19 protein-coding genes and 1 pseudogene are annotated in these 25,402 nt (G+C 74.4%); 18 read left to right on the top strand and 2 right to left on the bottom strand.

Features of this window, described 5'->3' with window-relative positions; genetic code table 11:
• Positions 1-135 precede the first annotated feature (135 nt).
• Together VM95_RS40105 and VM95_RS10000 are read left to right on the top strand one after the other, a co-directional pair.
• Positions 136-291 (top strand): annotated as a pseudogene (locus VM95_RS40105) (sigma factor-like helix-turn-helix DNA-binding protein); the annotation flags it as partial.
• A gap of 271 nt (positions 292-562) precedes the next feature.
• Positions 563-1,135: a hypothetical protein gene (locus tag VM95_RS10000; RefSeq protein ID WP_045694214.1), complete on the top strand. Its 573-nt coding sequence runs from the start codon at positions 563-565 to the stop codon at positions 1,133-1,135.
• Between the two features lie 67 nt (positions 1,136-1,202).
• On the opposite strand, the gene VM95_RS09995 is transcribed toward VM95_RS10000, so the two are convergent.
• Positions 1,203-2,684, bottom strand: a complete 1,482-nt coding sequence (locus tag VM95_RS09995; protein ID WP_045694212.1) for a DEAD/DEAH box helicase — start codon at positions 2,682-2,684, stop codon at positions 1,203-1,205.
• Between the two features lie 170 nt (positions 2,685-2,854).
• A complete protein-coding gene (locus tag VM95_RS09990) occupies positions 2,855-3,058 on the bottom strand; it encodes a cold-shock protein (protein WP_045694210.1) in 204 nt (67 codons plus the stop codon).
• Between the two features lie 320 nt (positions 3,059-3,378).
• Here VM95_RS09990 and VM95_RS09985 point away from each other — a divergent pair, with 320 nt between their 5' ends.
• The 16 genes from VM95_RS09985 to VM95_RS09905 all read left to right on the top strand — a co-directional run bounded on the left by VM95_RS09985 (position 3,379) and on the right by VM95_RS09905 (position 25,397).
• Positions 3,379-4,011, top strand: coding sequence for a MarR family winged helix-turn-helix transcriptional regulator (locus tag VM95_RS09985; protein ID WP_052707249.1), 633 nt, complete (start codon positions 3,379-3,381; stop codon positions 4,009-4,011).
• Positions 4,012-4,149: 138 nt separating this feature from the next.
• Positions 4,150-4,737 carry a protoglobin domain-containing protein gene (locus VM95_RS09980; RefSeq protein ID WP_045694208.1) on the top strand — a complete coding sequence of 196 codons (588 nt, stop codon included), beginning with the start codon at positions 4,150-4,152 and terminating at the stop codon, positions 4,735-4,737.
• Between the two features lie 758 nt (positions 4,738-5,495).
• Positions 5,496-6,992, top strand: a complete 1,497-nt coding sequence (locus VM95_RS09970; protein WP_045694285.1) for a sugar transferase — start codon at positions 5,496-5,498, stop codon at positions 6,990-6,992.
• 74 nt (positions 6,993-7,066) lie between these two features.
• Entirely contained in the window at positions 7,067-8,383 is a 1,317-nt protein-coding gene (locus VM95_RS09965; RefSeq protein ID WP_045694202.1) for a nucleotide sugar dehydrogenase, read from the top strand.
• Entirely contained in the window at positions 8,373-9,641 is a 1,269-nt protein-coding gene (locus VM95_RS09960) for a glycosyltransferase family 4 protein (protein WP_045694200.1), read from the top strand. The genes VM95_RS09965 and VM95_RS09960 overlap by 11 nt, the downstream gene beginning before the upstream one ends.
• Complete coding sequence (locus tag VM95_RS09955) at positions 9,638-11,011, top strand: Wzz/FepE/Etk N-terminal domain-containing protein (RefSeq protein WP_045694198.1); 1,374 nt, start codon at positions 9,638-9,640, stop codon at positions 11,009-11,011. Before VM95_RS09960 ends, VM95_RS09955 begins: the two co-directional genes overlap by 4 nt.
• Positions 11,008-12,534 (top strand): Wzz/FepE/Etk N-terminal domain-containing protein, encoded by a 1,527-nt coding sequence (locus VM95_RS09950; RefSeq protein ID WP_045694196.1) that lies wholly within the window; start codon positions 11,008-11,010, stop codon positions 12,532-12,534. The genes VM95_RS09955 and VM95_RS09950 overlap by 4 nt, the downstream gene beginning before the upstream one ends.
• Positions 12,535-12,537: 3 nt before the next feature.
• On the top strand, positions 12,538-14,448 hold the full coding sequence (gene asnB / locus VM95_RS09945; protein ID WP_045694194.1) for an asparagine synthase (glutamine-hydrolyzing): 1,911 nt from the start codon (positions 12,538-12,540) through the stop codon (positions 14,446-14,448).
• A gap of 37 nt (positions 14,449-14,485) precedes the next feature.
• Entirely contained in the window at positions 14,486-16,678 is a 2,193-nt protein-coding gene (locus VM95_RS09940; RefSeq protein WP_045694192.1) for a bi-domain-containing oxidoreductase, read from the top strand.
• A gap of 2 nt (positions 16,679-16,680) precedes the next feature.
• On the top strand, positions 16,681-18,708 hold the full coding sequence (locus VM95_RS41350; RefSeq protein ID WP_107072906.1) for an alginate lyase family protein: 2,028 nt from the start codon (positions 16,681-16,683) through the stop codon (positions 18,706-18,708).
• Complete coding sequence (locus VM95_RS41345) at positions 18,705-20,222, top strand: right-handed parallel beta-helix repeat-containing protein (protein WP_045694187.1); 1,518 nt, start codon at positions 18,705-18,707, stop codon at positions 20,220-20,222. The genes VM95_RS41350 and VM95_RS41345 overlap by 4 nt, the downstream gene beginning before the upstream one ends.
• A gap of 1 nt (position 20,223) precedes the next feature.
• Complete coding sequence (locus VM95_RS09925; protein ID WP_107072905.1) at positions 20,224-21,450, top strand: hypothetical protein; 1,227 nt, start codon at positions 20,224-20,226, stop codon at positions 21,448-21,450.
• A gap of 2 nt (positions 21,451-21,452) precedes the next feature.
• Positions 21,453-22,727 (top strand): glycosyltransferase, encoded by a 1,275-nt coding sequence (locus VM95_RS09920; RefSeq protein WP_045694184.1) that lies wholly within the window; start codon positions 21,453-21,455, stop codon positions 22,725-22,727.
• Positions 22,724-23,959, top strand: a complete 1,236-nt coding sequence (locus tag VM95_RS09915) for a class I SAM-dependent methyltransferase (RefSeq protein WP_045694182.1) — start codon at positions 22,724-22,726, stop codon at positions 23,957-23,959. The genes VM95_RS09920 and VM95_RS09915 overlap by 4 nt, the downstream gene beginning before the upstream one ends.
• Complete coding sequence (locus VM95_RS09910) at positions 23,956-24,753, top strand: glycosyltransferase family protein (protein WP_045694180.1); 798 nt, start codon at positions 23,956-23,958, stop codon at positions 24,751-24,753. Before VM95_RS09915 ends, VM95_RS09910 begins: the two co-directional genes overlap by 4 nt.
• Entirely contained in the window at positions 24,750-25,397 is a 648-nt protein-coding gene (locus tag VM95_RS09905; RefSeq protein ID WP_045694178.1) for a PIG-L deacetylase family protein, read from the top strand. Before VM95_RS09910 ends, VM95_RS09905 begins: the two co-directional genes overlap by 4 nt.
• Positions 25,398-25,402 lie beyond the last annotated feature (5 nt).

Below are 25,402 nucleotides of genomic sequence, written 5' to 3'. Positions count from 1 at the left end.
CTGCAGGGGGGACCCTGTGGGAGAGTAGGACGCCGCCGAACAATTCTTCAGAAAAGGCCCACCCGGGTTCCCGGGTGGGCCTTTTCGCGTTTCCGGCGGCGAGTGGCACCCCGGCCCCGGCTGTCACCGGAAGGCCGGCGACTGGCGCCGGAACTCCGTGAGGTGCTGCAGGCGACGGTGCTCGACGGACTGTCCGTCCGGGAGACCGCCGTCCTGCTCAGATTGCCCGAAGGCACGGTCAAGACCCGCGCCCGCCGGGCCCGGATCGCGATGCGGGAGGCGCTGGCATGAGCGGGGAACACGCGTCGAGGCGCGCCGTGCCGGAGCCGACTGGCGGCCTCCGTGGCCGCCGGGGTGCCCGATGTCGTCGCGCTCCTCGGCACCGTCCGGGCTGGTCTGGAACCGGAGTTGGACGCGGCGGCCGGGGCGCCCGTGGACCGGCGCCGCCCGTGGCGGCTCGCGGCCTGGCTGACGCCGGTCGCCGCCCCGTGGTTCGCGATGACCGCCGCCCTCTCCTGCTCGGGCTACCGGCAGCTCGCGGTGCTGGCGAGGGAGCGCCGCGATGAGGTGGCTGATGCTGTACGCCCGGTCGCGGCAGGTGCCCGCCTCGGCCGCCGCGGTCGCGCTCGTCGCACTGGCGGTGTGGGCCGGTACCCGGGGCGGCGCGGGCCCGATGGACCTGGGGATGGTGGGACTGGTCCTCACCGCGAAGGTGGCGGCCGCGTCCGTCGGACCCGGCGGGCCCGGCGCCGCGCTGGAGCGGACGGCGGCGATCCGCTGGGTGCCGCGCCGGGCGGTGCACGTGCTGCTGATCGGCGTGTCCGCCGGAGGGGCGCTGCTGGCCTTCCGCGCGGCGGGCGCGAGCCCTGTTCCGGCGGAGGTCGTCGTCCGGGACAGCGCCGGCCTGGTCGGCCTGGCGGCACTCGGGGCGGGGCTGTGCGGGGCCGGGTTCGCCTGGGCCCTGCCGACCGGCTGGCTCGCGTTCACCGTGCTCGTGCCGCCTCCGGGCGGCACCGTGGGAGAGGTGCTCGGCTGGATGGTCTTCCCGCCCGACACGGCGGCCTCCACGGGGACGGCGTGGGCCCTGCTGGCGGTCGGCACCGTGGCGTACGCCCTGGCGGGGCCGAGGCGGTGACGGGTACGCCGGCCGCCGCGCTCGACCGCTCGACTGCCCGGCCGCCCGGCCGTCCCGGTCGGGGCTGCTACGCGGCGGAGGCGGCGGGCCGGGGTGCCCGGCGGCGGCCGGAGTCGCCCTGGTGGTCGCGGCCGGAGGCCGTGCGGGTGCCGCCGCCGGTGCCGGCGGGGCGGTGGCGGCGGCCGCGGGTCGAAGCGCCGCGGCGCGGACGCTCGACGACGGGGCCAGGGACGACGACGGGCACGCCGGTGGGGACGCGGGCGCCGGTGATGCGGGCGAGCTCCTCGTCGCCGGAGCGGACCTTGGTGGCGACGGGGGTGATGCCGGCCGCGGTCAGCATGCGGGCCATCGCGCGGCGCTGGCCGGGCAGCACGAGCGTGACGACGGTGCCGGACTCGCCGGCCCGGGCGGTGCGGCCGCCCCGGTGCACGTAGTCCTTGTGGTCGGCCGGCGGGTCCAGGTTGACGACCAGGTCGAGCCCGTCGACGTGGATGCCCCGGGCGGCGACGTTGGTCGCGACCAGCGCGGTCACCTGGCCGGTGCGAAACTGCTCCAGGGTGTGGGTGCGCTCCGGCTGGGACTTGCCGCCGTGCAGGGCCGCGGCCCTGACCCCGTTCGCGAGCAGGTCCTCGACCAGGCGGTCCGCGCCGTGCTTGGTGTCGATGAACAGGATCACTCCGCCGTCACGGGAGGCGATGTGGGCGATCGTGGCGTTCTTGTCGAAGCTCTGCACGTGCAGCACGTGGTGCTCCATGGTGCCGACCGCGGCCGCGGACGGGTCCACCGAGTGGGTGACCGGGTCCTTGAGGAAGCGCCGTACGAGGCGGTCGACGTTGCGGTCGAGGGTCGCGGAGAACAGCAGGGTCTGGCTGCCCTCGGCGACCTGTTCGAGGAATTCGGTGACCTGCGGCAGGAAGCCCATGTCGGCCATCTGGTCGGCCTCGTCGAGGACGGTGACACCCACGTCCCCCAGCTCGCAGTCGCCGCGCCGGATCAGGTCCTCAAGCCGGCCCGGGGTGGCCACCACGACCTCCGCCCCGCGGTTCAGCAGCCAGGCCTGGCGGCTCATCGACGTCCCGCCGACCACGGTCGCCATCCGCACGCGCGTCGCGCGGGCGTAGGGGGTGAGGGCTTCGGTGACCTGCTGCGCGAGCTCGCGGGTGGGCACCAGCACCAGGGCCAGCGGGCGGCGGGGTTCGGCCCGCTGCCCGGCGGTGCGGGCCAGCACCGCGAGGCCGAACGCGATGGTCTTGCCGGAACCGGTGCGGCCCCGGCCCAGCACGTCGCGGCCGGCCAGCGAGTTCGGCAGCGTCGCGGCCTGGATCGGGAAGGGCGAGGTGACGCCCTGCCGGGTCAGCACCGACAGCAGGGCCTTCGGCATGTCCAGCTCGGCGAAGGACTCGACGGCCGGCAGCGCCGGGGTGGTGCTCACCGGAATCGCGAACTCTCCCCGGGCGGCGGACCCGTGACGGCCGCCCCGGTCGGCGGAGCGCCGGCTGTCGTTGCGCCGGCTGTCGTTCCGGAACGGGGAACGGCTGGATCGGTTCATGCGGAGAAACCTTCCTCAGGGGCGCGTCACGAGGAAGGAACCGCGGCGCAGTCAGGGGGGCTTGAACGGCCGGGGAAGTGCCGTGGCGCAATGCCGAGGGGCCCGCACCGGGCATCGTGTACGCGGTGCGGGCCCCTCGTCATCGAACGGGGTGCCGTAGCAGAACAGAACTACAGCGGGCGAATGTTCTCCGCCTGCGGGCCCTTCTGGCCCTGCGTGACGTCGAACTCGACCTTCTGGCCCTCGAGCAGCTCACGGAAGCCGTTGGCGTTGATGTTCGAGTAGTGGGCGAACACGTCCGGACCGCCACCCTCCTGCTCGATGAAGCCGAAGCCCTTTTCCGAGTTGAACCACTTCACGGTGCCATTAGCCATTAAGAATCTCCTTCAAGGGACTGGTCGAAGCGCGCACAGCGCGGGCTCCGAGTCGCCGTGATGAGCGCCCGCCCGGGAAGCCGGGAAACAAAAATGCGCCTGCGGAGAACACCAGCAGGCGCACACAAAGTTCATGGGAACCACTACTGCAACAAAAACGACTGTAGCAGGCCCCGGCCCGAAACGGGTGGATATCTCGGCCCGGACTTTCGTTCGGTCGTCCGCGGGGCTCGGCCGGACAAGATCCAAAAGGGAGGACCTAGACTGGGCGGCCGCCGGGGTCCCGTCCGTGGGGCCGCCGGCCGGAGGGGGAGGTCCTGGTGGCGGAGGGCGGCGCGGTGGAGCGCGGGGCGGACGGTCTCGACGCCCGGCTGATCGACGCGGTCGAGCGGCTCGGGGACGCCGGGCGGGCGATGCTGCGGGACGCGGCCAAGCGTGAGGGACTGTCCGTCACCCAGGCGCAGTTGCTGCTGCGGGTCACTTCGCCGAGCGCCGGGCCGCAGAGCACGGGCAGTTTCGCGCGCTGGCTGGAGGTGTCCGCGCCGACCGTCAGCGACGCCGCCGCCGCGCTGGTGCGCAAGGGGCTGCTGGAGGCCGTCCCGGACGTGACGGAGACCCGGCGCTCGGCCTGGGTGCCGACCGGGCCGGGGCGGGAGGCCGCCGAACGGCTGCGGGGCTGGCGGGACCCGCTCGCCGCGGGCCTGTCCGCCGCCTCGCCGGAGGACCGGGCCACCGCGCTGCGGGTGCTGCTGGAGGCCGTCGCCTCGCTGCACCGCACCGGGCGCATCACCGTCGCCCGCACCTGCCTGACCTGCCGCTTCCTGCGCCACGAGCATCCGGACGGGCCGGCGGGGGAGTGGTGCGGGCTGATGGCGGCCCCGCTCGGCGCGGCCGATCTGCGCGTGGACTGCCCCGAACACGAGCCGGCGCACGAGCCCGCGCAGCGGCCCTGATCGTTCGTCAACTTCCTTGTCACCGGCGCGGGCCGGCCCTTGCGCGACCCCTGGTCCGGTCGGTAGCTTCGGCGTAGTTAGGACTCCTAATCAGGACTCCTCCGCCAGGTCCACCCACGCAAGGATTCGAGGACGGCCATGACGCCCGCGCCCCTTCCCGGCTACCACTACGACCACCCCGACCTGCCCGCCTCCCCGGTCACCGCCGACGACTTCGACGGCCTCGCCGCGGCGACCCTGTTCTCCGACGCGGACGTCACCGCGCTCAAGCTCGCCGGCGAGGTCCTGGCCGACCAGACCGAGCGGATCCTGGACGTCTGGTACGGCTTCGTCGGCTCCCACCCGCACCTGCTCGCCTACTTCTCGACCCCCGAGGGCGCGCCCGTCAGCGAGTACCTCGCCGCCGTGCGCCTGCGCTTCGGGCAGTGGATCGCCGACACCTGCACCCGCCCGTACGACGCCCGCTGGCTCGCCCAGCAGGAGGAGATCGCGCTGCGCCACACGTCGGCGAAGAAGAACGCCACCGACGGCGCGCGGTCCGTCCCGCACGTGCCGCTGCGCTACCTGATCGCGTTCGTGTACCCGATCACGGCGACCGTGCGGCCGTTCCTCGCGGCCAAGGGGCACGCCGAGGCGGAGGTCGAGGCGATGCACCAGGCGTGGTTCAAGGCCGTCACCCTCCAGGTGGCGCTGTGGTCCCGGCCGTACGCCGGGGCCGCCTGGTAGCCCGGCCGGGTACGGAGAGCGGGCGGCGGCCCGGCGCGGAACACCTCCGCGCCGGGCCGCCGTCGCATCCGGCGGGGCGCCGTCGTCAATTCTTCGGATCTTGCTCGGGGTTTGATCATTTGAAGACGATCTTTGTTTCCCGTGGATCTTGCCGCCCGTCGCGCCCGACGCCGTTCCGGCGGCCGAACGGCGTCGCGGATGTCCTGAAATCGGCCCCGCCGGCCGTGGCGCGACGCCTCGGAAGGGTCGCTGCCGGCGGGCCGGTGAACCTCCGTCGCCGCAGGTCAGCGCACGTGCCGCCGCCGCCCGGGGACCGCCCGCCGTCACCCTTCGGTCCATCCCAGTTCAAATTTCGAGCACGCGTTTCACACATCCCCCTCTTTGGGTGGCTTCGATGCTCTACATTGATTTTCGCCCCGCACGGCTGGAGGCGAGGCGACGAATGATGATCCAGGTTCGGCGCTGCGCACGGCCAGCAGTGTGTTTCGAGTGATTCGTGTGTGGGGAGTGACCGGCGGCGGTTTCCCGCACGCCTCGGGAATCCGGCAGGACTTTCGCGTCCGTTGACGCCGGGCGGAGTTTTCACGCGGTACGGCCAGGGCCTGTTTTGGCGTGCGCGGGGGGCGGGGGTCCCCCGGAGGAGGGAACGGCGCGGCACGGGAGTCGGTGCCTCCCGAGGGGAGGAACAGTGCGGGAGGCGCGAGCCTCCCGGGGGGAGAGGAATCGTGTGGAGCGAGCACGTCGAACCCACTGACGACCTGGACGGGGCAGTCGAGCAGGGGGAAGGAGAATTAGTCCGCCCGTTCCCACCGGTGCGCAAGCGCCGGGTGAACGGGAAGTACAGCCGGCCCGAGATCGACTGGGAGCAGCAGTACCGCCGTGCGGTGATCATCAGCGACACCGTGGCCACCGCCTTCGTGGTGGCGGCGATCGGCGGGTTCTTCGGGGTCCGGGACGCGGCCAACTGGCACGAGAAGTGGGGCATCCTCGCCTTCGGCACCGAACTGCTGGTGCTGGGCGCGCTGGCGACGACCCGGTCCTGGGCGCCGGCCGTACTGGGCCAGGGCGCCGAGGAGTTCCGCCGGCTCGGGCGCTCGCTGTTCACGGCCGCCGTCGTCCTGTCGCTCGGCGGGATCGCCCTCGGCTCGCACAACATCAAGCTCTGGATCTTCGTCGCGATCCCGGCGGTCACGCTCGTCACCATGACCGAGCGGTACCTGCTGCGCCTGTGGCTGCACCGGCAGCGCAACGCGGGGCGGTGCCTGCGCCCGGTCCTCGCCGCCGGCAGCCCGGCCACCGTGCGCGACCTGATCGGCCGGACCCGCAAGTTCCCGCACCTCGGCTGGCGGGTGGAGGCGGTGTGCACGCCGTACGACCTCGGGCCGGGCGGTGACCGCCTGGACGGCGTGCCGGTCGTCGGCCGGCTGGCGGACGTCGCCAACCACGTCCGCCGCGACGGCTACCGGGTCGTCGCGGTCACCCCGGACCCGCACTGGTCGCCGGACCGGCTGCAGCGGCTGGCCTGGAACCTGGAGGGCGGCGAGGCCGAGATGGTGGTCGCCCCGGTGCTGATGGAGGTGGCCGGCCCGCGGCTGCACGTCGACGCGGTGCTCGGGATCCCGATGCTGCGGGTCAGCATGCCGACCTTCACCGGGGGCCCGCGGGCGGTCAAGGCGGTCGTCGACCGGCTGGGCGCCGTGGTCCTGCTGATCCTGTTCGCGCCGCTGATGCTGCTCGTCGGGTTGCTCGTGCGGACGGACAGCCGGGGCGGGGCGTTCTACCGGCAGCAGCGGGTCGGCAAGGACGGCCGGGAGTTCACCCTGCTGAAGTTCCGCACCATGGTCGTCGGGGCCGACCGGGCCCGCGCCGAGCTGGCGGACCGCAACGAGGGCGCCGGCCTGCTGTTCAAGCTCCGCCAGGACCCCCGGGTGACCAGGGTGGGCGGAGTGCTGCGGCGCTACTCGCTCGACGAACTGCCGCAGCTGTTCAACGTGTTGGCCGGCTCGATGTCGCTCGTCGGGCCGCGGCCCCCGCTGCCGGAGGAGTCCGCCGCGTACGGCCCGGACATCCGGCGGCGGCTGCTCGTCAAGCCCGGGCTGACCGGCCTGTGGCAGATCAGCGGGCGCAGCGACCTGCCGTGGGAGGAGGCGGTCCGGCTGGACCTGCGCTACGTGGAGGACTGGTCGCTCGCCCTGGACGCGGTGATCCTCTGGAAGACGCTGCGTGCGGTGCTCCAGGGGCAGGGGGCCTACTGATGCGGGAGGGAGCGTCGCCCGATGGGCGCGCGGACGGCCGGCCACAAGGGCCTGCCCGAGGGGAGGAACGGGTCATGAGGGTCAGCGTCCTGGGGCTCGGCTACGTGGGCTGCGTGTCGGCCGCGTGCCTGGCCAGCCTGGGCCACGAGGTCATCGGGGTGGACGTGAACCAGGTGAAGGTCGACCTGGTCAACGACGGCAGGGCCCCGGTGGTCGAGGAGCGGATCGGCGAGCTCACCGCCGAGGTCGTCCGGGCCGGGCGGCTGCGCGCCACCGCCGACGTCCGCGAGGCGGTGCAGGGCAGCGAGGTGTCGCTGGTCTGCGTGGGCACGCCGTCCGAGGCCAACGGCAGCCTGTGCACCACCTACCTGGAGCGGGTCACCGAGCAGATCGGCGCGGCGGCGGCCGAGAAGGGGGGCCGGCACACCGTCGTCTTCCGCAGCACCATGCTGCCGGGCACCTGTCTCGACCTGCTGGTGCCGATCCTGGAGAAGCACCTCGGCGGCACGGCCGGGGTGGACGTCGGGGTCGCCGTCAACCCGGAGTTCCTGCGCGAGGGCACCAGCGTGCGGGACTTCTTCGACCCGCCGAAGACCGTCATCGGGGAGCTCGACACCGCGAGCGGCGACGTGGTCGCGGCGCTGTACGGCGGCCTGCCCGGCGAGGTGTTCCGGGTGCCCGTCCCGGTGGCCGAGGCGATCAAGTACGCGGACAACGCGTTCCACGGCCTCAAGATCGGCTTCGCGAACGAGCTGGGCGCGGTGTGCCGGGCGCTCGGGGTGGACTCGCACCAGGTGATGGACGTGTTCCTGGCCGACCGCAAGCTCAACATCAGCCCCGCCTACCTGCGGCCCGGCTTCGCCTTCGGTGGCTCCTGCCTGCCCAAGGACCTGCGCAGCCTGGTCCACGCGGCGCGGCGGGCCGACGTCTCGGTGCCGATCCTCTCCCACGTGCTGCCCTCCAACGCCGACCACCTGCAGCGCGCGGTCGAGCTGGTCGAGCGCACCGGCAGCCGGCGGGTGGGCATGTTCGGCCTGTCCTTCAAGCCCGGCACCGACGACCTGCGCGAGAGCCCGCTCGTCGAACTGGCGGAGCGGCTCTTCGGCAAGGGCTACGACCTGCGGATCTACGACCCCAACGTGAACCTCTCGCGGCTGCTCGGCGCGAACCGCGAGTACATCGAGACCCGGCTGCCGCACCTCGCGCAGCTGCTCGCGCCCACCGTCGACGAGGTGCTCCGGCACGCCGAGGTGTGCGTGGTCGGCACCAGGGACCCGGCCGTGCTGTCCGCGCTGCCGCCCGGCGGCGACCGGGTGCTCGTCGATCTCGTCCGCCTCCCCGACGCCGAGGCGCGCCGGGCCGAACCGGGGTACACGGGCCTTGCCTGGTGACGACACGACCGGCGCGCACGGGCAGGGCCGTCGCGCGCTGGTCCTCGTGGAGAACCTGTCGGTGCCGTTCGACCGGCGGGTGTGGCAGGAGTGCACGACCCTGCGCGACGCGGGCTGGACGGTGGACGTCATCTGCCCGCGCGGGACCAAGCGCGACACCGAGCCGGAGGCGGTGATCGACGGGGTGCGGATCCACCGCTACCCGCTGCGGGCCGCCACCGGCGGGCCGGCCGGCTACCTGCGGGAGTACGGGACGGCGCTGTGGCACACGGCCCGGCTCGCCCGCCGGATCGGCCCGGTCGACGTGGTGCACGCCTGCAACCCGCCCGACCTGCTGTTCCTGCCCGCCCTGTGGCTCAAGCGGCGCGGCGCCCGCTTCGTCTTCGACCAGCACGACCTGGTGCCGGAGCTGTACCTCTCCCGCTTCGACCGCGGCGCGGACCTGCTGTACCGCGGCGTGTGCGCGCTGGAGCGGCTCACCTACCGGGCCGCGGACGTCGTGCTCGCGACCAACGAGAGCTACCGGGACACCGCGCTGCGCCGCGGCGGCCTGCGGCCCGAGGACGTCTTCGTGGTGCGCAGCGCACCCGACACCGAACGGTTCCAACCGGTGCCGCCGGAGCCGGAGTTGAAGCGCGGCAAACCCCATCTGCTGTGCTACCTGGGCGTGATGGGCCCGCAGGACGGCGTCGACTACGCCCTGCGGGCGCTCGCGAAGCTGCGCGACGAGCTCGGCCGGACCGACTGGCACGCCGTGTTCGTCGGCGGCGGCGACACCTTCGACGCGATGGTGGAGCTGTCCCGGCGGCTCGGGCTCGCCGAGCAGGTGCAGTTCACCGGGCGGGTGCCGGACGCCGACCTGGTGCGCTACCTGTCCACCGCCGACGTGTGCCTGTCCCCGGACCCGCGCAACCCGCTCAACGACGTGTCCACCATGAACAAGGTCCTGGAGTACATGGTGATGGGCCGGCCGATCGTCTCCTTCGACCTCCGGGAGGCCCGGGTCTCCGCCGGTGACGCCGCGGTCTACGCGGCCGCCGACGACGAGGCCGAATTCGCCCGGCTGGTCGCCCGGTTGATGGACGACCCGGAGAAGCGGGCCTGGATGGGCAAGCTCGGCCAGGAACGGATCAACGGGCCGCTCGCCTGGCGCAACTCCCAGCGCTCGCTGCTCGCCGCCTACGCCGCCGCGGTCGGCGGCCGCGCCCCGGTTTCGGCAGGTGGCCGGGGCCGGGCCGGGAGAAGGCCGCGCCGTTGAGCGACGAAACGATACGCCTGGTCACCGTCGGCCGGATCCTCCGGCGGCGCTGGCGGCTGCTCGCCGTCCTCGCCGTCCTGGGCGGGCTGGTCGGCTTCGGCGCCTCCCTGCTGTTCCCGCCGCAGTACACGGCCTCCGCGTCGGTGCTGCTGCCGGGGGTGTGGCAGGAGCGCGAGCTGCTGACCCAGTCGGAGATCGCGACCAGTTCGGTGGTGGTCGACCGGGCGGCCGCCGCGCTCGGCTGGCCCGGGGTCGGCGGCGGCACGCTCACGGACCGGGTGAGCGCCACGGCCGCGGACGGGAACATCATCAAGATCTCCGGCACGGCCGAGACCCCGGAGCGCGCCCAGCAGCTCTCCGACCAGGTCGCCAAGCAGTTCGTCACCTTCGCCGCGCGGACGGCCGGCGACGGCTCCGACCCCTCCGCGGCGCAGCCCGAGGAACTGCGGCAGCTGGTGGCGCAGGCCAGCCGCCGGATCACCGAACTGGCCGACGCGGCCGGCCCGGGGCAGACGGTGGAGAGCGTGCAGACCCGCACCGAGCTCACCAAGCTGCGCACCGCGCTGCAGGACGCCGTCAAGAAGCTGGACCAGGTCGATCCGGCCGCCGCCAAGGCCAACATGGTCGTGATGGGGCCGGCCGCCCGGCCGTCCGCCGAGGCGCCGCCGACGAGGACGCAACTCGTCGCGGCCGGGGCGCTGCTGGCGTTCCTGCTCGGGGTCGTCGGCCATCTCACCGCCGCGCGGATGAGCCGCCGGCTGCGGACCGAGCCGGAGATCGCGGCGGCCCTGGGCGCGGCGCCGCTCGGCGTCGTCGACGTCGCCGGTGACCGGCCCGCGCGCGGGCCGCGCGGCCGGGGCCCGCGGGCCCTGCTCCGCCGGCTGCTGGGCCTGGACGTCCGGTGGGACGTGCCGACCCCGCACGCCTGCGGCGACGAGGCCGGCCGGCGGCTGCGCTACCGGCGGGTGTGCGCCCGGCTCGGGGACCGGCTGCCGTCCGTGCGGCGGCTGCTGGTCGTCGTCCCGGACGGCGACGGGACCGCCCTGCGGGCCGCCGGGCAGCTCGTCGACGAGGCGGCGGACGACCTGCTGCTGCGGGTGGTGGAGGTCCCGGTGGCCCGGCCGCTGGTGCCGGACCGTGACGGGGAGTCCGGTGCGCTCGTCGTGCTCAGCGCGGGCAGCTGGACGGCGGCGGAGCTGTCCGGCCTCGCCGGGGCGTGTACGGACGCCGGGCACGAGGTGGTCGGCGTCGTCGTCGCCGGCGCCGTCCGGGCGCGGACGGCGCGGACGGCGCGCTCGGCCGGCCGTCCTCCGGAGGGCGCCGAGCCGGCGCTCGCCCTCGGCGCCGACGCGGGGAGAGGTGCGGGGTGACGACGCGTACGACGGACACGACGTCGGAGCCGCCGGGCGCCGCTCCGCTGCTGGACCTGCAGGCCCTGGTGGTGGCGGTGCGCCGCCGGCGGCGCCTGTGGAGCGCCCTGGCGCTGGTCGGGCTGCTGCTCGGCGCGGCGGTGACGGTCCTGATGCCGCCGCCGCCGAGCGCGGTGACCAAGGTGCTGGTCGCCCACCAGGCGGACCAGCCGAACGACCCCGGAACGCTGATCAAGACCGACGTCGCCCTGCTGCAGACCACGGGGATCGCCGGTCAGGCCCTGAAGTCCCTCGGCTCCGCCGAGAAGCCCGAGGACTTCATGAAGGAGTACGGGGGCACCGGCCTGACCAACAACCTGCTGCAGATCAACGCGACGGGCCACAGCGACGCGGAGGCGGTGGCCCGGGCCAAGGCGCTGGCCGAGACCTTCGTCGCGGACCACGTCCGGCGGCTCCAGGAAGCCGCCGACGCCGAGTCCAAGGCCCTGCTCGACCAGCGCGACCGGCTGAAGGAGGAACTCGCCCAGGTCAACACGACGATCGGGGACGCCTCGGCGCAGAAGGGGCCGCAGGCGTCCGCGAACCTGGAGTCGCTGTTCGCCAGCCGGGCCGAACTCACCTCGCGGATCACCGACTTCAGCCAGCGCGCGGCGGAGGCGAAGGTCGGCATGCCCCGGCTCGTCGCCGGCACGCAGGTCGTGGACGCCGCGCGCGCGGAGAAGCAGTCCCTGGCCAGGGGCGCCGCCACCAACGGCGGGATCGGGCTGGTGCTCGGGCTCGTCCTCGGGATCGCGCTGGCCGCGGTCGGCGCGGTGGTGGCGGACCGCCCCGTGCTGCGCCGGGAGGTCGCGGCGAACCTCGGCGCCTCGGTGATCGCGGAGCTGCCCCACCGGCCGGGCGGCCGGTGGCAGCGCAAGCGGACCCGGACGGCCCGGGCCGGGCTCACCACGACCCTGGCCCGCGCCGTGCGCGCCGGTGAGGAGCCGGTGTCGCTGCTGGAGCTGGGGTGCGCGCGCAACGCGGGCGCGATCGCCCTGGACCTCGCCGGGGCACTGGAGCCGGAGGGCCCGGTGGTCGTCGTGGACGGCCTGCCCGGTGCGCCGCTCGCCGAGCGCCGTCGCAAGGCCGGCGGCCCGACCGTGGTCGACGGCGCGGGCGCGGACGCCCTGCCGGGTGACCAACGCCGGCTCGGCGTCGGCTCGGTGGCGCCCGGCACCGCGTGGACCGACCTGCGCCACCTCGGCACCCGGACGGTGCTGGTGGTGCGGGCCGGGCACGGCAGCGCCGCCTGGCTGCACACCGTGGCGCGGCAGCTCGCCGAGCAGGACATCGAGGTGATCGGCGTGGTGCTGATCGACCCCGATCCGCGGGACCGCACCGACGGCACGCTCTGGGACGGGCCGCACACCGCGCCGCGGGGGCGCGATGTGCGGCGGGCCCGGCAGAGCGGCGCCGGACGGCGCCCGCACCGACGGACGACGTGGACCGCGAAGGTCCCGGACAGCGACCAGGAGGCGAGGTAGCACATGTGTGGCATCGCGGGCACGTACCGGTGGCCGGACGGGAAGGCGGTGACCGACCTGCTCACCGACACCCTCGCCCACCGCGGCCCGGACGGGTCGGGCCGGTACGGCCACGCCCTCGGCGACGGCCTCGGCGAGGTGCACCTGGGGCACCGGCGGCTGTCCATCATCGACCTGTCGGGGACCGGCGCCCAGCCGATGGTCTCGGACGGCCTCGTCCTGACGTACAACGGCGAGCTCTACAACGCGCCCGAGCTGCGCGCCGAACTGGCCGCCGCCGGGGTGCGCTTCCGCGGCACCTCCGACACCGAGGTGCTGCTGGAGGCCTGGCGGCGCTGGGGCACCGACTGCCTGCCCCGGCTGCGCGGCATGTTCGCGTTCGGTATCTTCGACGAGCGCACCGGCGAGCTGGTGCTCGCCCGCGACCAGCTCGGCATCAAGCCGCTGTTCCTGGTCCGGCGCGGCGAGGGCCTGGTGTTCGCCTCCGAGCTCAAGGCGCTGGCCGCCGCCACCGGCGGGCGGCTGGAGGTGGACCACGCGGCGCTGGTCGCCTCGCTCCTCTACTACTGGGTGCCGGACTCCCGGTGCGCCTTCCGCGAGGCGGAGAAGCTGCCGCCGGGCAGCTGGCTGCGGTGCCGGCCGGACGGCCGGGTGGAGCGCGGCCGGTTCTGGAACCTGCGGGACGTCGCCGCCGAGGGCCGGGAGCGGGCCCGGGCCGGCGAACGGCCCGACCTCGCCGCGATCGTCGAGGAGTCGACCAGGCGCCACCTGCTCTCCGACGTCCCGGTGGCGACCTTCCTCTCCGGCGGGCTGGACTCCAGCTACCTGACCGCCCTGGCGGCCCGCGACCGCCCCGGGATCTCCGCCTACACGATCGGGTTCCGCGCCGAGGACGCCAGGTTCGAGGCGATGCCCGACGACCTGCGCCACGCCCGGCAGGTGGCCGAGCGGTTCGGCGTCGACCTGCACGAGATCGAGATCGCCCCGGACGTGCTCGACCTGCTGCCGCGGATGACGTACCACCTGGACGAGCCGATCGGCGACCCGGCCGCGATCAACACCTTCCTGATCTGCTCGGCCGCCCGGTCGGCCGGGGTCAAGGTGATGCTCTCCGGGATGGGGGCGGACGAGCTGTTCGCCGGCTACCGCAAGCACCTGGCGAACCGGCTCGCGCTGCGCTACCAGCGCGTGCCGCGGCCGCTGCGGCGCGGCCTGTCCGCCGCCGTGGACCGGCTGCCCGTCGCCACCTCCCGCCGGGGGCTGCGGTCGGTGCGCTTCGCCAAGCGCTTCCTCTCCTTCGCCGACCTGCCGGAGGAGACGGCGTTCCGGCGCAGCTACACCATGTACGACCGGGCGGAGCTGCTCGGCCTGGTCGACCCGGACCTGGCCGGGACGGTCGACGAGGTGCTGACCGAGCACGCGGACGTGTACCGGGACAACGACCTCGACGACTTCGTCAACCGGATGTGCCTGGCCGACGCCCGGATGTTCCTGCCGGGCCTGAACCTCGCCTACACGGACCGCTCCAGCATGGCCGCGTCGACCGAGGTCCGGGTGCCGTACGTGGACGTCGAGGTGGTCCGGGCGGCGTTCGCGGTGCCCGGCGACCGCAAGATCGTCGGCCGGCAGGGCAAGGCCGTCCTCAAGGAGGCGGCCGCCGGCGTGCTGCCCCGGGAGATCGTCTACCGGCCCAAGGGCCTGTTCAGCGCCCCGCTGCGGGCCTGGATGAGCCGGGACCTGGCGCCGCTGGTGCGCGAGGTGGTCAACGACGGCGAGCTCGTCCGCTCCGGGTTCCTGCGCCGCGACGCGCTGGCGCGGCTGGTCGCCGAGGACGCCGCCGGGCGGCAGGACTACTCCAAGCACCTGTGGCACGTGCTGACCCTGGAGTACTGGTACCGCGGCGCGATCGCGTAGGAGCAACGGAACGGGCTTAGGAGCGAGGGGACTTCCGGTGAAACAGGTTGTGCAGAACTACAAGAGCGGCGAGCTGTCGGTGCTGGAGGTGCCGGTGCCGGGGTGCAAGCCGGGCGGGGTGCTGGTGCGCAGCGTCTACTCGCTGATCTCCACCGGCACCGAGATGATGAAGGTGTCCGAGGCCGGGATGTCGATGGTGGGCAAGGCCCGCTCGCGCCCGGACCAGGTGGCCAAGGTCATGCAGAGCGTGGCCGTCAACGGACTGCCCGCCACCTACCGCAAGGTGATGGGCAAGCTCGACTCGTACACGCCGCTCGGCTACTCGCTGTGCGGGGTGGTCGAGCAGGTCGGCGCCGGGGTCGACGACGTCAAGGTCGGCGACCTGGTGGCCTGCGCGGGCAACGAGCACGCGCTGCACGCCGAGCTGAACTGGGTGCCGAAGAACCTGTACACGCCGGTGCCGGACGGCCTGGCGCCGCAGCACGCGGCCTTCGGCACCGTCGGGTCGATCGCCCTGCAGGGCGTGCGCCAGGGCGAGCCGCAGCTCGGCGAGGTGGCGCTGGTCATCGGCCTCGGGCTGATCGGGCAGCTGGTCGTGCAACTGCTGACCGCCGCCGGGGTGCGCGTCGTCGGCGCCGACCCGGACCCCTCGCGCTGCGAACTGGCCGAGCGCCTGGGCGCGGTGGCCTGCGGCGACCCCGGCTCGGTGGCCGTGGAGACGGCCGTCGCCGAGCTGACCGGCGGCCACGGCGTGGACCAGGTGTACCTGGCGGCCGGCGGCGGCAGCAACCAGCCGGTCGAGCTGGCCGCCCGCCTGGCCCGGGACCGCGGCCGGGTGGTCGACATCGGCAAGTGCCGGCTGGACCTGCCGTGGAACGCCTACTACGAGAAGGAGTTGGACGTCCGGTTCTCCCGCTCGTACGGCCCCGGGCGCTACGACCCGGCGTACGAGCTGGAGGGGCGCGACTACCCGATCGGCTACGTGCGCTGGACGGAGCGCCGCAACCTGGCCTGCTTCCTGGACCTGATGGCGCGCGGCCGGGTCGACGTCGGCCCGCTGGTCTCCCACGTCGCCGACTTCGAGGACGCCGTGGAGACCTACCGGCGGCTGAAGGACGGCGAGTTGAAGGCCGTCACCGCGCTGTTCCGCTACCCCGTGCCGGAGGCGGAGGCGGAGGCGGAGCGGCAGGCCCCGGAGGTCGTGGTGCCCGAGGTGCGGCGCACGGCCCCGGCCTCCGCTCCGGCCCGGCCGTCCGGGTCGCCGGTGCGGCTGGCCTTCGTCGGCGCCGGCAACTACGCGACGTCGATGCTGCTGCCGCACCTGGCCGGGCGGGAAGGCGTCGCGCTGTCCGCGGTCGTCACCACGACGGCGCTGTCCGGGGCCAACGCGCAGCGCAAGTTCGGCTTCGCGCGGGCGACCACCGACCTCGACGCGGTGCTCGGGGACCCGGCCGTCGACGCGGTGTTCGTGGTCACCCGGCACAGCTCGCACGCCGAGCTGACCCGCCGGGCGCTGCTCGCCGGGAAGGCGGTCTTCGTCGAGAAGCCGCTGGCGCTCACCGGGGACGAACTGGCCGGCGTGCTCGCCGCGGTGGCGGAGTCCGGCAACGACCGCCTGCAGGTGGGCTTCAACCGCCGCTTCGCGCCGCTGCTGCGGGAGGCCAAGGCGCGCTTCGGCGCCCGGAGCGGACCGGCGAGCCTGCGCTACCTGGTCAACGCCGGCCGGCTGCAGCACGGCAGCTGGTACCTCCAGCAGGGCACCGAGGGCTCGCGGTTCGCGGGCGAGGGAGGCCACTTCATCGACACCGCGAGCTGGCTGCTGGGCGCCGACCCGGTCTCGGTGTACGCCGTCGCCGCCGCCGGGAACGAGGACCTGCAGGTCGTGCTGCGCTACCCCGACGACTCCACCGCGACCCTCAGCTACGTCACCGCCGGCGCGCCCGGCTTCCCCAAGGAGACGCTGGACCTGGTCGCGGACGGCAAGGTGCTCAAGCTGGACGACTTCGTCCGGGCGTCGGTGTATGGAAAGAAACGGTGGGTCAGCTCCCGGCTGCCCAAGGCCCGGGACAAGGGGCAGTCCGCCGAACTGGCCGCGTTCGTCCGGGCGGTGCGCACCGGCGGGCCGATGCCGGTGCCGCTGGAGTCGCTGGTCGCCACCACGGCGGCCACCCTCGCCGTGCGGTCCGCCCTGGCCGGCGGCGCTCCGGTGGCCCTGGCGAGGTCGCTGTGACGATGAGCGCGGGCTGGTACCTGCGGCGGCTGTCCGCGATGGGGCCCCAGGAGGTCGCCGGCCGGGTCGGCGACGCGGTGCGCCGGCGCCGGTGGCGGTCGGCGCCGCCGCCCTGCCCGCCGGTGGCCGGCGCCCGGTTCACCGCCGTCCTGCCCGCCGGGGCGCTCGCCGCGGTGCCGCCGGACGCCGCGAAGCGCCTGCTCGCCGAGGCGGACCGGCTGATGGACGGGCACGCCGAGTACTTCGGGGTGGTCCGCGACGACCTGGTGGCCCCGGACTGGTGGCGCGACCCGAGGACCGGGCGCCGGGCCCCGGACGGCTACGCCTTCGACGTGCCGTACCGCGACGAGGACGCGGTCGGGGACATCAAGCAGATCTGGGAGCCGTCCCGCCACCAGTACCTGACCGTGCTCGCCGCCGCCTACGCGCTCAGCGGGAACGAGCGGTACGCCGAGCGGGTGGCCGAGCACCTGCGGTCCTGGTGGGCGGCCAACCCGCCGCTGCGCGGCGTGCACTGGATCAGCGGCATCGAGCTGGGCATCCGGCTGCTGTCCTGGGTGTGGGTGCGCCGGCTGCTCGACGGCTGGCCGGGCGCGGCCGCCCTGTTCGAGGGCGACCCGGTGGCGCGGGAGCAGATCTGGCACCACCAGCGCTGGCTGGCCGCCTTCCCCAGCCGCGGGTCCTCGGCGAACAACCACGTCGTCGCCGAGGCCGCCGGGCAGTTCGCCGCGGCCTGCGCGTTCGACTGGTTCCCCTCCTCGGCGCGCTGGCGCACCGGCGCGCTGCGGTCGCTGGAGCGGCACCTGCGCGGCAACACCTTCCCCTCCGGCCTCAACCGCGAGCTGGCCACCGAGTACCACGGGCTCGTCCTGGAGCTCGGCCTGGCCGCGGTGGCCGAGGCGGACGCCGCCGCCGTGCCCGTCCCCGGGACCGTCCGGCTGGTCCTGCTGCGGATGACCGACGCGCTCGCGGCCGTCGTGGACGACCGGCTGCGGCCGCCCCGGCAGGGGGACGCGGACGACGGCCACGGCCTGGTGCTGGACGGCGCGGGCACCGACCGCTGGGCCTCGCTGCTGGCCACCGGCGGCGCCGTGTTCGGCCGGCTCCCCTGGTGGCCGGCCGTCCCCGGCACCGACGTCCGCACCCCGCTGCTGGCCGCGCTGCTGCGGCCGTACGGGACGGACGGCACGGTCGTCCGGCCGGCGCGCCGGCCGGCCCACTTCGCCGACGCGGGCCTGACCGTGCTGCGCGCCGGGGGCGGGAGCGGCGCGGACGAGAGCGGCGCGGAGAAGATCGGCGCGGAGGAGATCGGCGCGGAGGAGATCGGCGCGGAAGAGATCTGGTGCCGCTGCGACGGCGGCCCGCACGGGTTCCTGTCCATCGCCGCGCACGGCCACGCGGACGCGCTGTCTGTGGAGGTCCGGCACGACGGCGTCGACGTGCTCGCCGACCCGGGGACGTTCTGCTACCACGGGCAGCCCGCGTGGCGGCGGTACTTCCGCTCGACCCTGGGCCACAACACCCTGGAACTGGACGGCGCCGACCAGTCCGTCTCCGGCGGCCCCTTCCTGTGGACCAGGCACGCCCGCAGCCGCGTGCTGGTCGTGGACACCGCCGGGGAGGGCGTGGCCCGCTGGTGCGCCGAGCACGACGGCTACCGGCCCTCGGTGCACCGCCGCCGGGTCGAACTGTCCGCCACGAGCCGGGAGTTGCGGATCACCGACGAGGTGCGCGGCCCGCGCCGGGCCGTCCGGCTGGCGTTCCACCTCGGCCCGGCGGTCGCCGCCGAGCTCACCGGCCACCGGGCCGTGCTGACCTGGACGAAGGACGGCGAGGACCGCCGCGCGGTCCTGGACCTGCCCGCCGAGCTGACCTGGCGGGCGCACCGCGGCGAGACCGCGCCGCCGCTGGGCTGGTACTCCGCCGGCTTCGGACGCAAGGTGTCCGCGACCACGCTGGTCGGCACCGGCCTCAGCGACGCCGCGCGGGAGTTCGGCACCGTCCTCGGGTTCGGGGGTCAGGAGGGGTGAGGAGCACGAGGTGGCAGTGGGCGGCGGCGCTGGCCCTGCTGGTGGCGACCGGCTGCACCAGCGGGTCCGACGGCCGGCCGGAGCCGACCGCGCCCGCGCCGTCCACGCCCGTGGCCGCGGCCCGGGTGTGCGACCGGCCCGAGGCCGGGCCGGCGACCGCGCCGGCGGGCGCGGTGGCCGTCGACCCCGGGGTGGTCGGCGACCTGGCGGCGAAGACCAAGGCCAGCCCCCCGAACACCACGTTCTGGCTCGGCCCGGGGACGCACCGGCTCGAAGCGGACCGCTACGCCCAGGTCGTCCCCAAGGAGGGCGACAGCTACCTCGGCGCGCCCGGCGCGGTGCTCGACGGACAGCGGACCAACCAGTACGCGTTCGGCGGCGCCGCGGCGAACGTCACCATCCGCCACCTGACCGTGCAGGGCTTCGTCGCGCCGCAGAACGAGGGCGTGGTCAACCACGACTCGGCCGACGGCTGGGTGATCGAGCACACGACGGTCCAGCACAACTCCGGTGCCGGGCTGATGGCCGGCGACCGTCAGCAGATCCGCGCCAACTGCCTGCGCGGCAACGGCCAGTACGGCATCAACGCGTTCAAGTCCGGCCCCGCGGCGATCACCCGCCTGGTGGTCGAGGGCAACGAGATCACCGGCAACGACACCGACGAGTGGGAGAAGAAGCAGCCGGGCTGCGGCTGCACCGGGGGCGTCAAGTTCTGGGCCGTCAACGGCGCCGACGTGCGCGGCAACTGGGTGCACGACAACCGCGGCGCCGGGCTGTGGGCGGACACCAACAACAACGACTTCCTCATCGAGGGCAACGTGCTGGAGGCCAACGACGGCGCCGCGCTGATCTACGAGACCAGCTACAACGCCGTCATCCGGAACAACACCATCCGGCGCAACGACTGGGTCGAGGGCCGCAGGGCCGCCGACCGCGGCGACACCTTCCCGTACGCGACCGTCTACCTGTCCGAGTCCGGCGGCGAACCGCGGGTCACCGCCCGCACCGAGAAGATCGAGATCGACGGGAACGTGCTGGAGGACAACTGGTCCGGCATCACCCTGTGGGAGAACGCCGACCGGTTCTGCAACAGCCCGGCCAACACCTCCTCCGGCGACTGCACCCTGCTGGCCAAGGACACCAAGCAGTGCACCCAGCCGACGATCGCCACCGCGCCGCTCTACGCCGACTGCCGGTGGAAGACCCAGCGGGTGGACATCCACGGCAACCGCTTCCTCTTCGACCCGTCCGTGGTCGGGTGCACGGCGCGGTGCGGCCGGATGGGCGTGCTGGCCAACTACGGCACCTACCCGGACTGGTCGCCGTACAAGGGCGAAGCGGTCGCCGAGGCGATCACCGCCGAGCAGGACAACCGCTGGCACGACAACAGCTACCTCGGGCCGTGGAGCTTCGTCGCCCACGACCCGAGCCGCGCGCTCGACTTCGCGCAGTGGCAGGGCGCGCCGTACCTGCAGGACGCGGGCAGCAACCTCCGGCCGCGGGCGGGTGGTTGAGATGCACCGCGACCTGACGGGCCCGCCGCGGACCGTCGAGCTGGTCTGGGGGCTGCTGATCCTCAACACGCTCGGCTCCGCCGGGGCGCGGACGATCGTCCCGCTGCCGCGCTCCCTCATCCAGATGGCCACCATGGGCGCGCTGGTCTCCGCGTTCGCGCTGGCGCTCCTGCTCAACCTGCGGCTGCGGATCCGGGCCAGCGCCTTCCTGTGCCTGCTCACCCTGATGCTGGTGCTGAGCGTGGTCGCCAGCGCCCACCCGACCTCCGGCTTCGGCGCCCTGTTCCGCTGCTTCCGGCTGTCCCTGTTCGTCGGCACGCTGTGGCTGCTCAGCCGCTGGTGGGACGGCGGCGAGGGGCTCGTGCGCTCGCACATCCGGATGTACTTCGCGGTGCTCGCCTCGGTGGCCGCCGGCCTGGTCGTCTCCCCGGGCGCGGCCATGCCCGAGCTCTACGGCGGGCGGCTGGTCGGCGCGCTGTGGCCGCTCACCCCGCCGCAGATCGGCCAGTACGCCGCGGTGATCATCGGGCTCACCGTGCTGCTCCTGCTGGACCGCCGCACGACCGGGCGCAGCGCGGCGCTGGTCGTCGTGCCCTCGCTCGTCCTGCTCGCGCTGACCCACACCCGGACGGCGACCCTCGGCCTGATCGTCGGGCTGCTGCTGGCGATCGGCTCGCTGCTGCTCACCAGCGCGGCCGCCCGCCGGTTCTTCGGCTGGGCGGTGCTGGTCGCCATCACGGCTGCGGTGGGCCTGAGTTCACTGCTCCAGGCGTGGTTCCTGCGCGGCCAGACCCAGGAGAACTTCTCCAACCTCACCGGCCGGGCCAAGGTCTGGGACGCCCTGCTGGCGGCGCCCCGGACGACCCTGGAGCAGCTGTTCGGCACCGGCCTGGGCGACAAGTCCTTCGGCGGGCTGCCGATCGACAACAGCTGGCTGGCCGTCTACAACGAGCAGGGCCTGGCCGGCGTCGCCGTCGTGGCGGCGGTCTTCCTCACGCTGGGCGGGGTCGCGCTGCTGCGGCCGCCGTCGCCGGCGCGGGCCTGCGCGATCTTCCTGATCAGCTACTGCGCGATCGCGTCGTACACCGAGGCCGGGCTGGGCGACGCCTCGCCGTACCTGCTGCACCTGACGGTGGCCGCGTCGCTGCTGGTGGTGCCCGACCCGGGCGCGCCCCTCGCGGCGCCCGCGACCCCCCGACGACGCGTCCGGCAACCGGAGGTGACCTGACCATGCACGTCCTCGTGGTGCACAACCGCTACGGCTCCGCGCAGCCGAGCGGGGAGAACCGGGTCGTCGACCAGGAGGCGGCGCTGCTGCGCGAGGCCGGCCACCGGGTCGAGCTGTTCGAGCGGCGCAGCGACGACATCGCCGCGATGTCCCTGCCGGCCAAGGCCGCGGTGCCGCTGCGGGTGCCGTGGAACCCGGCGGTGCGCAGGGAGCTCGCCGCCCGGCTGCGCGCCGACCGGCCGGACGTGGTGCACGTCCACAACGTCTTCCCGCTGCTGTCGCCGGCGGTGCTGGCGGCCTGCGCCGACGCGGGGGTGCCGGCCGTCGCCACGCTGCACAACTACACGCAGGTGTGCCCGCCCGGCACGCTGCAACGGGACGGCCGGCCGTGCACCGCGTGCGTCGGCCGGGCGCCGCTGCCGGCCGTCCGGCACGGCTGCTACCGCGGCTCCCGGCTGGCGACGGTGCCGCTGGCGGTGAGCCTGGCGGCCAACCGGCGGCGCTGGTGGTCCGGCGTGGAGCGGTTCTTCTGCATCTCCGCGGCGCAGCGCGACGTCCTGCTGCGGGCCGGTCTGCCGGCCGGACGGCTGGCGGTGAAGCACAACTTCGTCCCCGACCCGGGCGCCTGCCGCACGGGCGCCGGCGAGCACGTGCTCTACCTCGGCCGGCTCGCCGAGGCCAAGGGCGTACGGCTGCTGATGGCCGCGTGGGACGACCTGGCCGCGGCCGGCGGCGTGGGCGTGCCGCTCGTGGTGGCCGGCGCCGGGCCGCTGGAGCGGGAGGTGGCCGCCTGGGCGGCGGGCCGGGACGACGTGCGGTTCGCCGGCCTGTACGACCCGGACCAGTGCCGGCGGGCCGTCGCGCGGGCGGTCGCCGTGGTGGCGCCGTCGACGTGGCTGGAGGCGTTCGGCCTGGTGGTCGTGGAGGCGATGGCGGCCGGGGTGCCGGTGGTCGCCGCCGGCCACGGCGCCTTCGCCGAGCTCGTCGAGGACGGGGTGACCGGGCTGCTGCACCGGCCGGGCGACGCGGCCTCGCTGGCGTCCGGCCTGCGCCGGATCACCGCCGAACCGGACCGCAACCGGGAGATGGGTGAGGCGGCCCGGCGCCGGTACGAGCAGGGGTTCAGCCCGGCCGTGGGGCTGGAGCGCCTGCTGGAGGGCTACCGCTCCGCGATCGCGGGACGGTCCGGCGGCGCGGACCTCGCGCCGCCGGTGGGGAACGGAAACGCCGGCCCGCGGCGGGGCACCCGCGCGGGCGGAATTGGGGGCAGTCAATGACGAAATGCCGACTCTGCGGCTCGACGGCGCTGGGGAGCGTCGTCGACCTGGGGGCGACCCCGCCGTGCGAGAGCTTCCTCGCCGCGGACGAACTGGACCGGCCGGAGCCGGCGTACCCGCTGCACCTGCGGGTCTGCACCGACTGCTGGCTGGCGCAGATCCCGCCGCTGATCACCCCGGAGGAGACGTTCACGCAGTACGCGTACTTCTCCTCCTACTCGACCTCCTGGGTGGAGCACGCGCGCGCCTACGTCGACGGCGCCGTGCGGCGCCTGGGCCTCGGCCCGGACGCCTTCGTGGTCGAGGTCGCCAGCAACGACGGCTACCTGCTGCGGCACGTGGTGGACCGGGGGATCCGCTGCCTCGGCATCGAGCCCTCGGTGAACGTCGGCGCCGCGGCCCGGGAGGCGGGCGTGCCGACGCTCACCGAGTTCCTGGACCCGGCCACCGGCTCGGCCGTGCGCGCCGAGCACGGCCCGGCGGACCTGGTCGTGGCCAACAACGTGTACGCGCACATCCCGGACGTGGTCGGCTTCACCCGGGGCCTGCGCGCCCTGGTCGCCGACGACGGCTGGGTCTCGATCGAGGTGCAGCACCTGCTGACCCTGATCGAGGAGAACCAGTACGACACCATCTACCACGAGCACTTCCAGTACTACACGGTCGCCTCCGCGATCCGGGCGCTGGCCAGCGGCGGGCTGACACTGGTGGACGTCGAGCTGCTGCCCACGCACGGCGGCTCCATCCGGCTGTGGGCCCGGCCCGAGGAGGCGGCCGGCGCGCCGACCCAGCGGGTGACCGACGTGCTGGCGCGGGAGAAGGCCGCCGGGCTCCAGGAGCTGTCCGGCTACACCGAGTTCTCCGCCCGGGTGGCCAAGGTGCGCCGGGACCTGCTGCGCTTCCTCATCGACGCGGCCGAGCGCGGCGAGACCGTCGTCGGCTACGGCGCCCCCGGCAAGGGCAACACCCTGCTCAACCACTGCGGCATCCGGCCCGACCTGCTGCCGTACACCGTCGACCGCAACCCCTACAAGCACGGCCGGTTCACCCCGGGCACCCGCATCCCCGTCCTGCCGCCCGAGCAGATCGCCACCGACCGGCCGGACTACGTCCTCGTCCTCCCGTGGAACCTGCGGGCCGAACTGGTCGAGCAGCTGTCCTTCGTGCACGAGTGGGGCGGCCGACTGGTCTTCCCCATCCCGGAGCTGAGCATCGTGGAGGTGAAGCCGTGAAGGTCGTCCTGTTCTGCGGGGGATACGGGCTGCGGATGCGCAGCGGATCCTCCGACGACGTGCCCAAGCCGATGGCGATGGTCGGCCCGCGGCCGCTGATCTGGCACGTGATGCGCTACTACGCGTACTTCGGCCACACCGAGTTCATCCTGTGCCTCGGCTACGGGGCCCGGCACATCAAGGACTTCTTCCTCAGCTACGAGGAGACGGCGTCCAACGACTTCGTGCTGCGCGGCGGACGGACGGAACTGCTGTCCACCGACATCTCGTCGTGGACGATCACCTTCGCGCAGACCGGCATCGAGTCGCCGATCGGCGAGCGGCTGCGCCGGGTGCGCCACCACCTGGACGGCGACGAGATGTTCCTCGCCAACTACGCCGACGTGCTCACCGACGCCCCGCTGCCGGAGATGATCGAGACGTTCTCCCGGCGCGACGCCGGCGCCTCGATGATGGTGGTGCCGCCGCAGTCCTCCTTCCACTGCGTGGAGTTGGGCGAGGACAACCTGGTGGGCGGGATCACCGCGGTGAGCGACATGCCGCTGTGGGAGAACGGCGGCTACTTCGTGCTCCGCCAGGAGGTCTTCGACCACATCCCGGAGAACGGGGACCTGGTCGCCGACGGCTGCGCGGGGCTGGCCAAGCAGGGCCGCCTGGTGGCGCACCGGCACCGCGGCTTCTGGAAGCCGACCGACACCGTGAAGGAACGGGCCGCGCTGGACGCCGCCTACGCCCGCGGCGAGCGCCCGTGGGCCGTGTGGGAGCGGGACGGCGCCGCGGTGGGGTCCGCGTGATCCGGCTCGGGGCCGGGCGCCTGGACGCGGTCGTCGCCGTGGGGGCGCACTGCGACGACATCGCCATCGGCGCCGGCGGCACCCTGCTGACGACGTGCCTGGCCCGCCCGGGCCTGCGGGTCGACGCGCTGGTGCTCTCCGGCGGTGGCGGCGAGCGGGAGCAGGAGGAGCGGGCCGCGCTCGCCGCCTTCTGCCCGGGCGCCGACCTGCGCCTGACCGTCCTCAAACTGCCGGACGGCCGGCTGCCCGCGCACTGGGACGAGGCCAAGGCCGCCGTGGAGGAGCTGCGCGCACGGACCGAGCCGGCCCTGGTCCTCGGCCCGCGCACCGAGGACGCCCACCAGGACCACCGCGGCCTGGCGACGCTGCTGACCACCGCGTTCCGCGACCACCTCGTGCTCGGCTACGAGATCGTCAAGTGGGACGCCGACCTGGGCCGCCCGGTGGCCTACCAGCCGCTCGCCCCGGAGGTCGCCGAACGCAAGGTGCGGCTGCTGCAGGAGCACTACCCCTCGCAGCGGCACCGGCCCTGGTACGACCGGGAGGCCTTCCTCGGGCTGGCGCGGATCCGCGGCATCGAATGCCACGCGCGCTACGCGGAGGCCTTCGCCGTCACCAAACTGACGCTTGATCTGGAGGGTTGAGAAAG

Source organism: Streptomyces rubellomurinus, assembly GCF_000961885.1.
Lineage (GTDB): Bacteria > Actinomycetota > Actinomycetes > Streptomycetales > Streptomycetaceae > Kitasatospora > Kitasatospora rubellomurina.
This window is presented reverse-complemented; position numbering and strand designations above follow the sequence as displayed.

Bases quoted from the DNA above. Each gene is read 5' to 3' on its own strand.
- VM95_RS09925 (WP_107072905.1), top strand. From the start codon at position 20,224: ATGCACCGCGACCTGACGGGCCCGCCGCGGACCGTCGAGCTGGTCTGG.
- VM95_RS09990 (WP_045694210.1), bottom strand. From the start codon at position 3,058: ATGGCTAATGGCACCGTGAAGTGGTTCAACTCGGAAAAGGGCTTCGGC.
- asnB (WP_045694194.1), top strand. From the start codon at position 12,538: ATGTGTGGCATCGCGGGCACGTACCGGTGGCCGGACGGGAAGGCGGTG.
- VM95_RS10000 (WP_045694214.1), top strand. From the start codon at position 563: ATGAGGTGGCTGATGCTGTACGCCCGGTCGCGGCAGGTGCCCGCCTCG.
- VM95_RS09920 (WP_045694184.1), top strand. From the start codon at position 21,453: ATGCACGTCCTCGTGGTGCACAACCGCTACGGCTCCGCGCAGCCGAGC.
- VM95_RS09995 (WP_045694212.1), bottom strand. From the start codon at position 2,684: ATGAACCGATCCAGCCGTTCCCCGTTCCGGAACGACAGCCGGCGCAAC.
- VM95_RS09965 (WP_045694202.1), top strand. From the start codon at position 7,067: ATGAGGGTCAGCGTCCTGGGGCTCGGCTACGTGGGCTGCGTGTCGGCC.
- VM95_RS09980 (WP_045694208.1), top strand. From the start codon at position 4,150: ATGACGCCCGCGCCCCTTCCCGGCTACCACTACGACCACCCCGACCTG.
- VM95_RS41350 (WP_107072906.1), top strand. From the start codon at position 16,681: ATGAGCGCGGGCTGGTACCTGCGGCGGCTGTCCGCGATGGGGCCCCAG.
- VM95_RS09915 (WP_045694182.1), top strand. From the start codon at position 22,724: ATGACGAAATGCCGACTCTGCGGCTCGACGGCGCTGGGGAGCGTCGTC.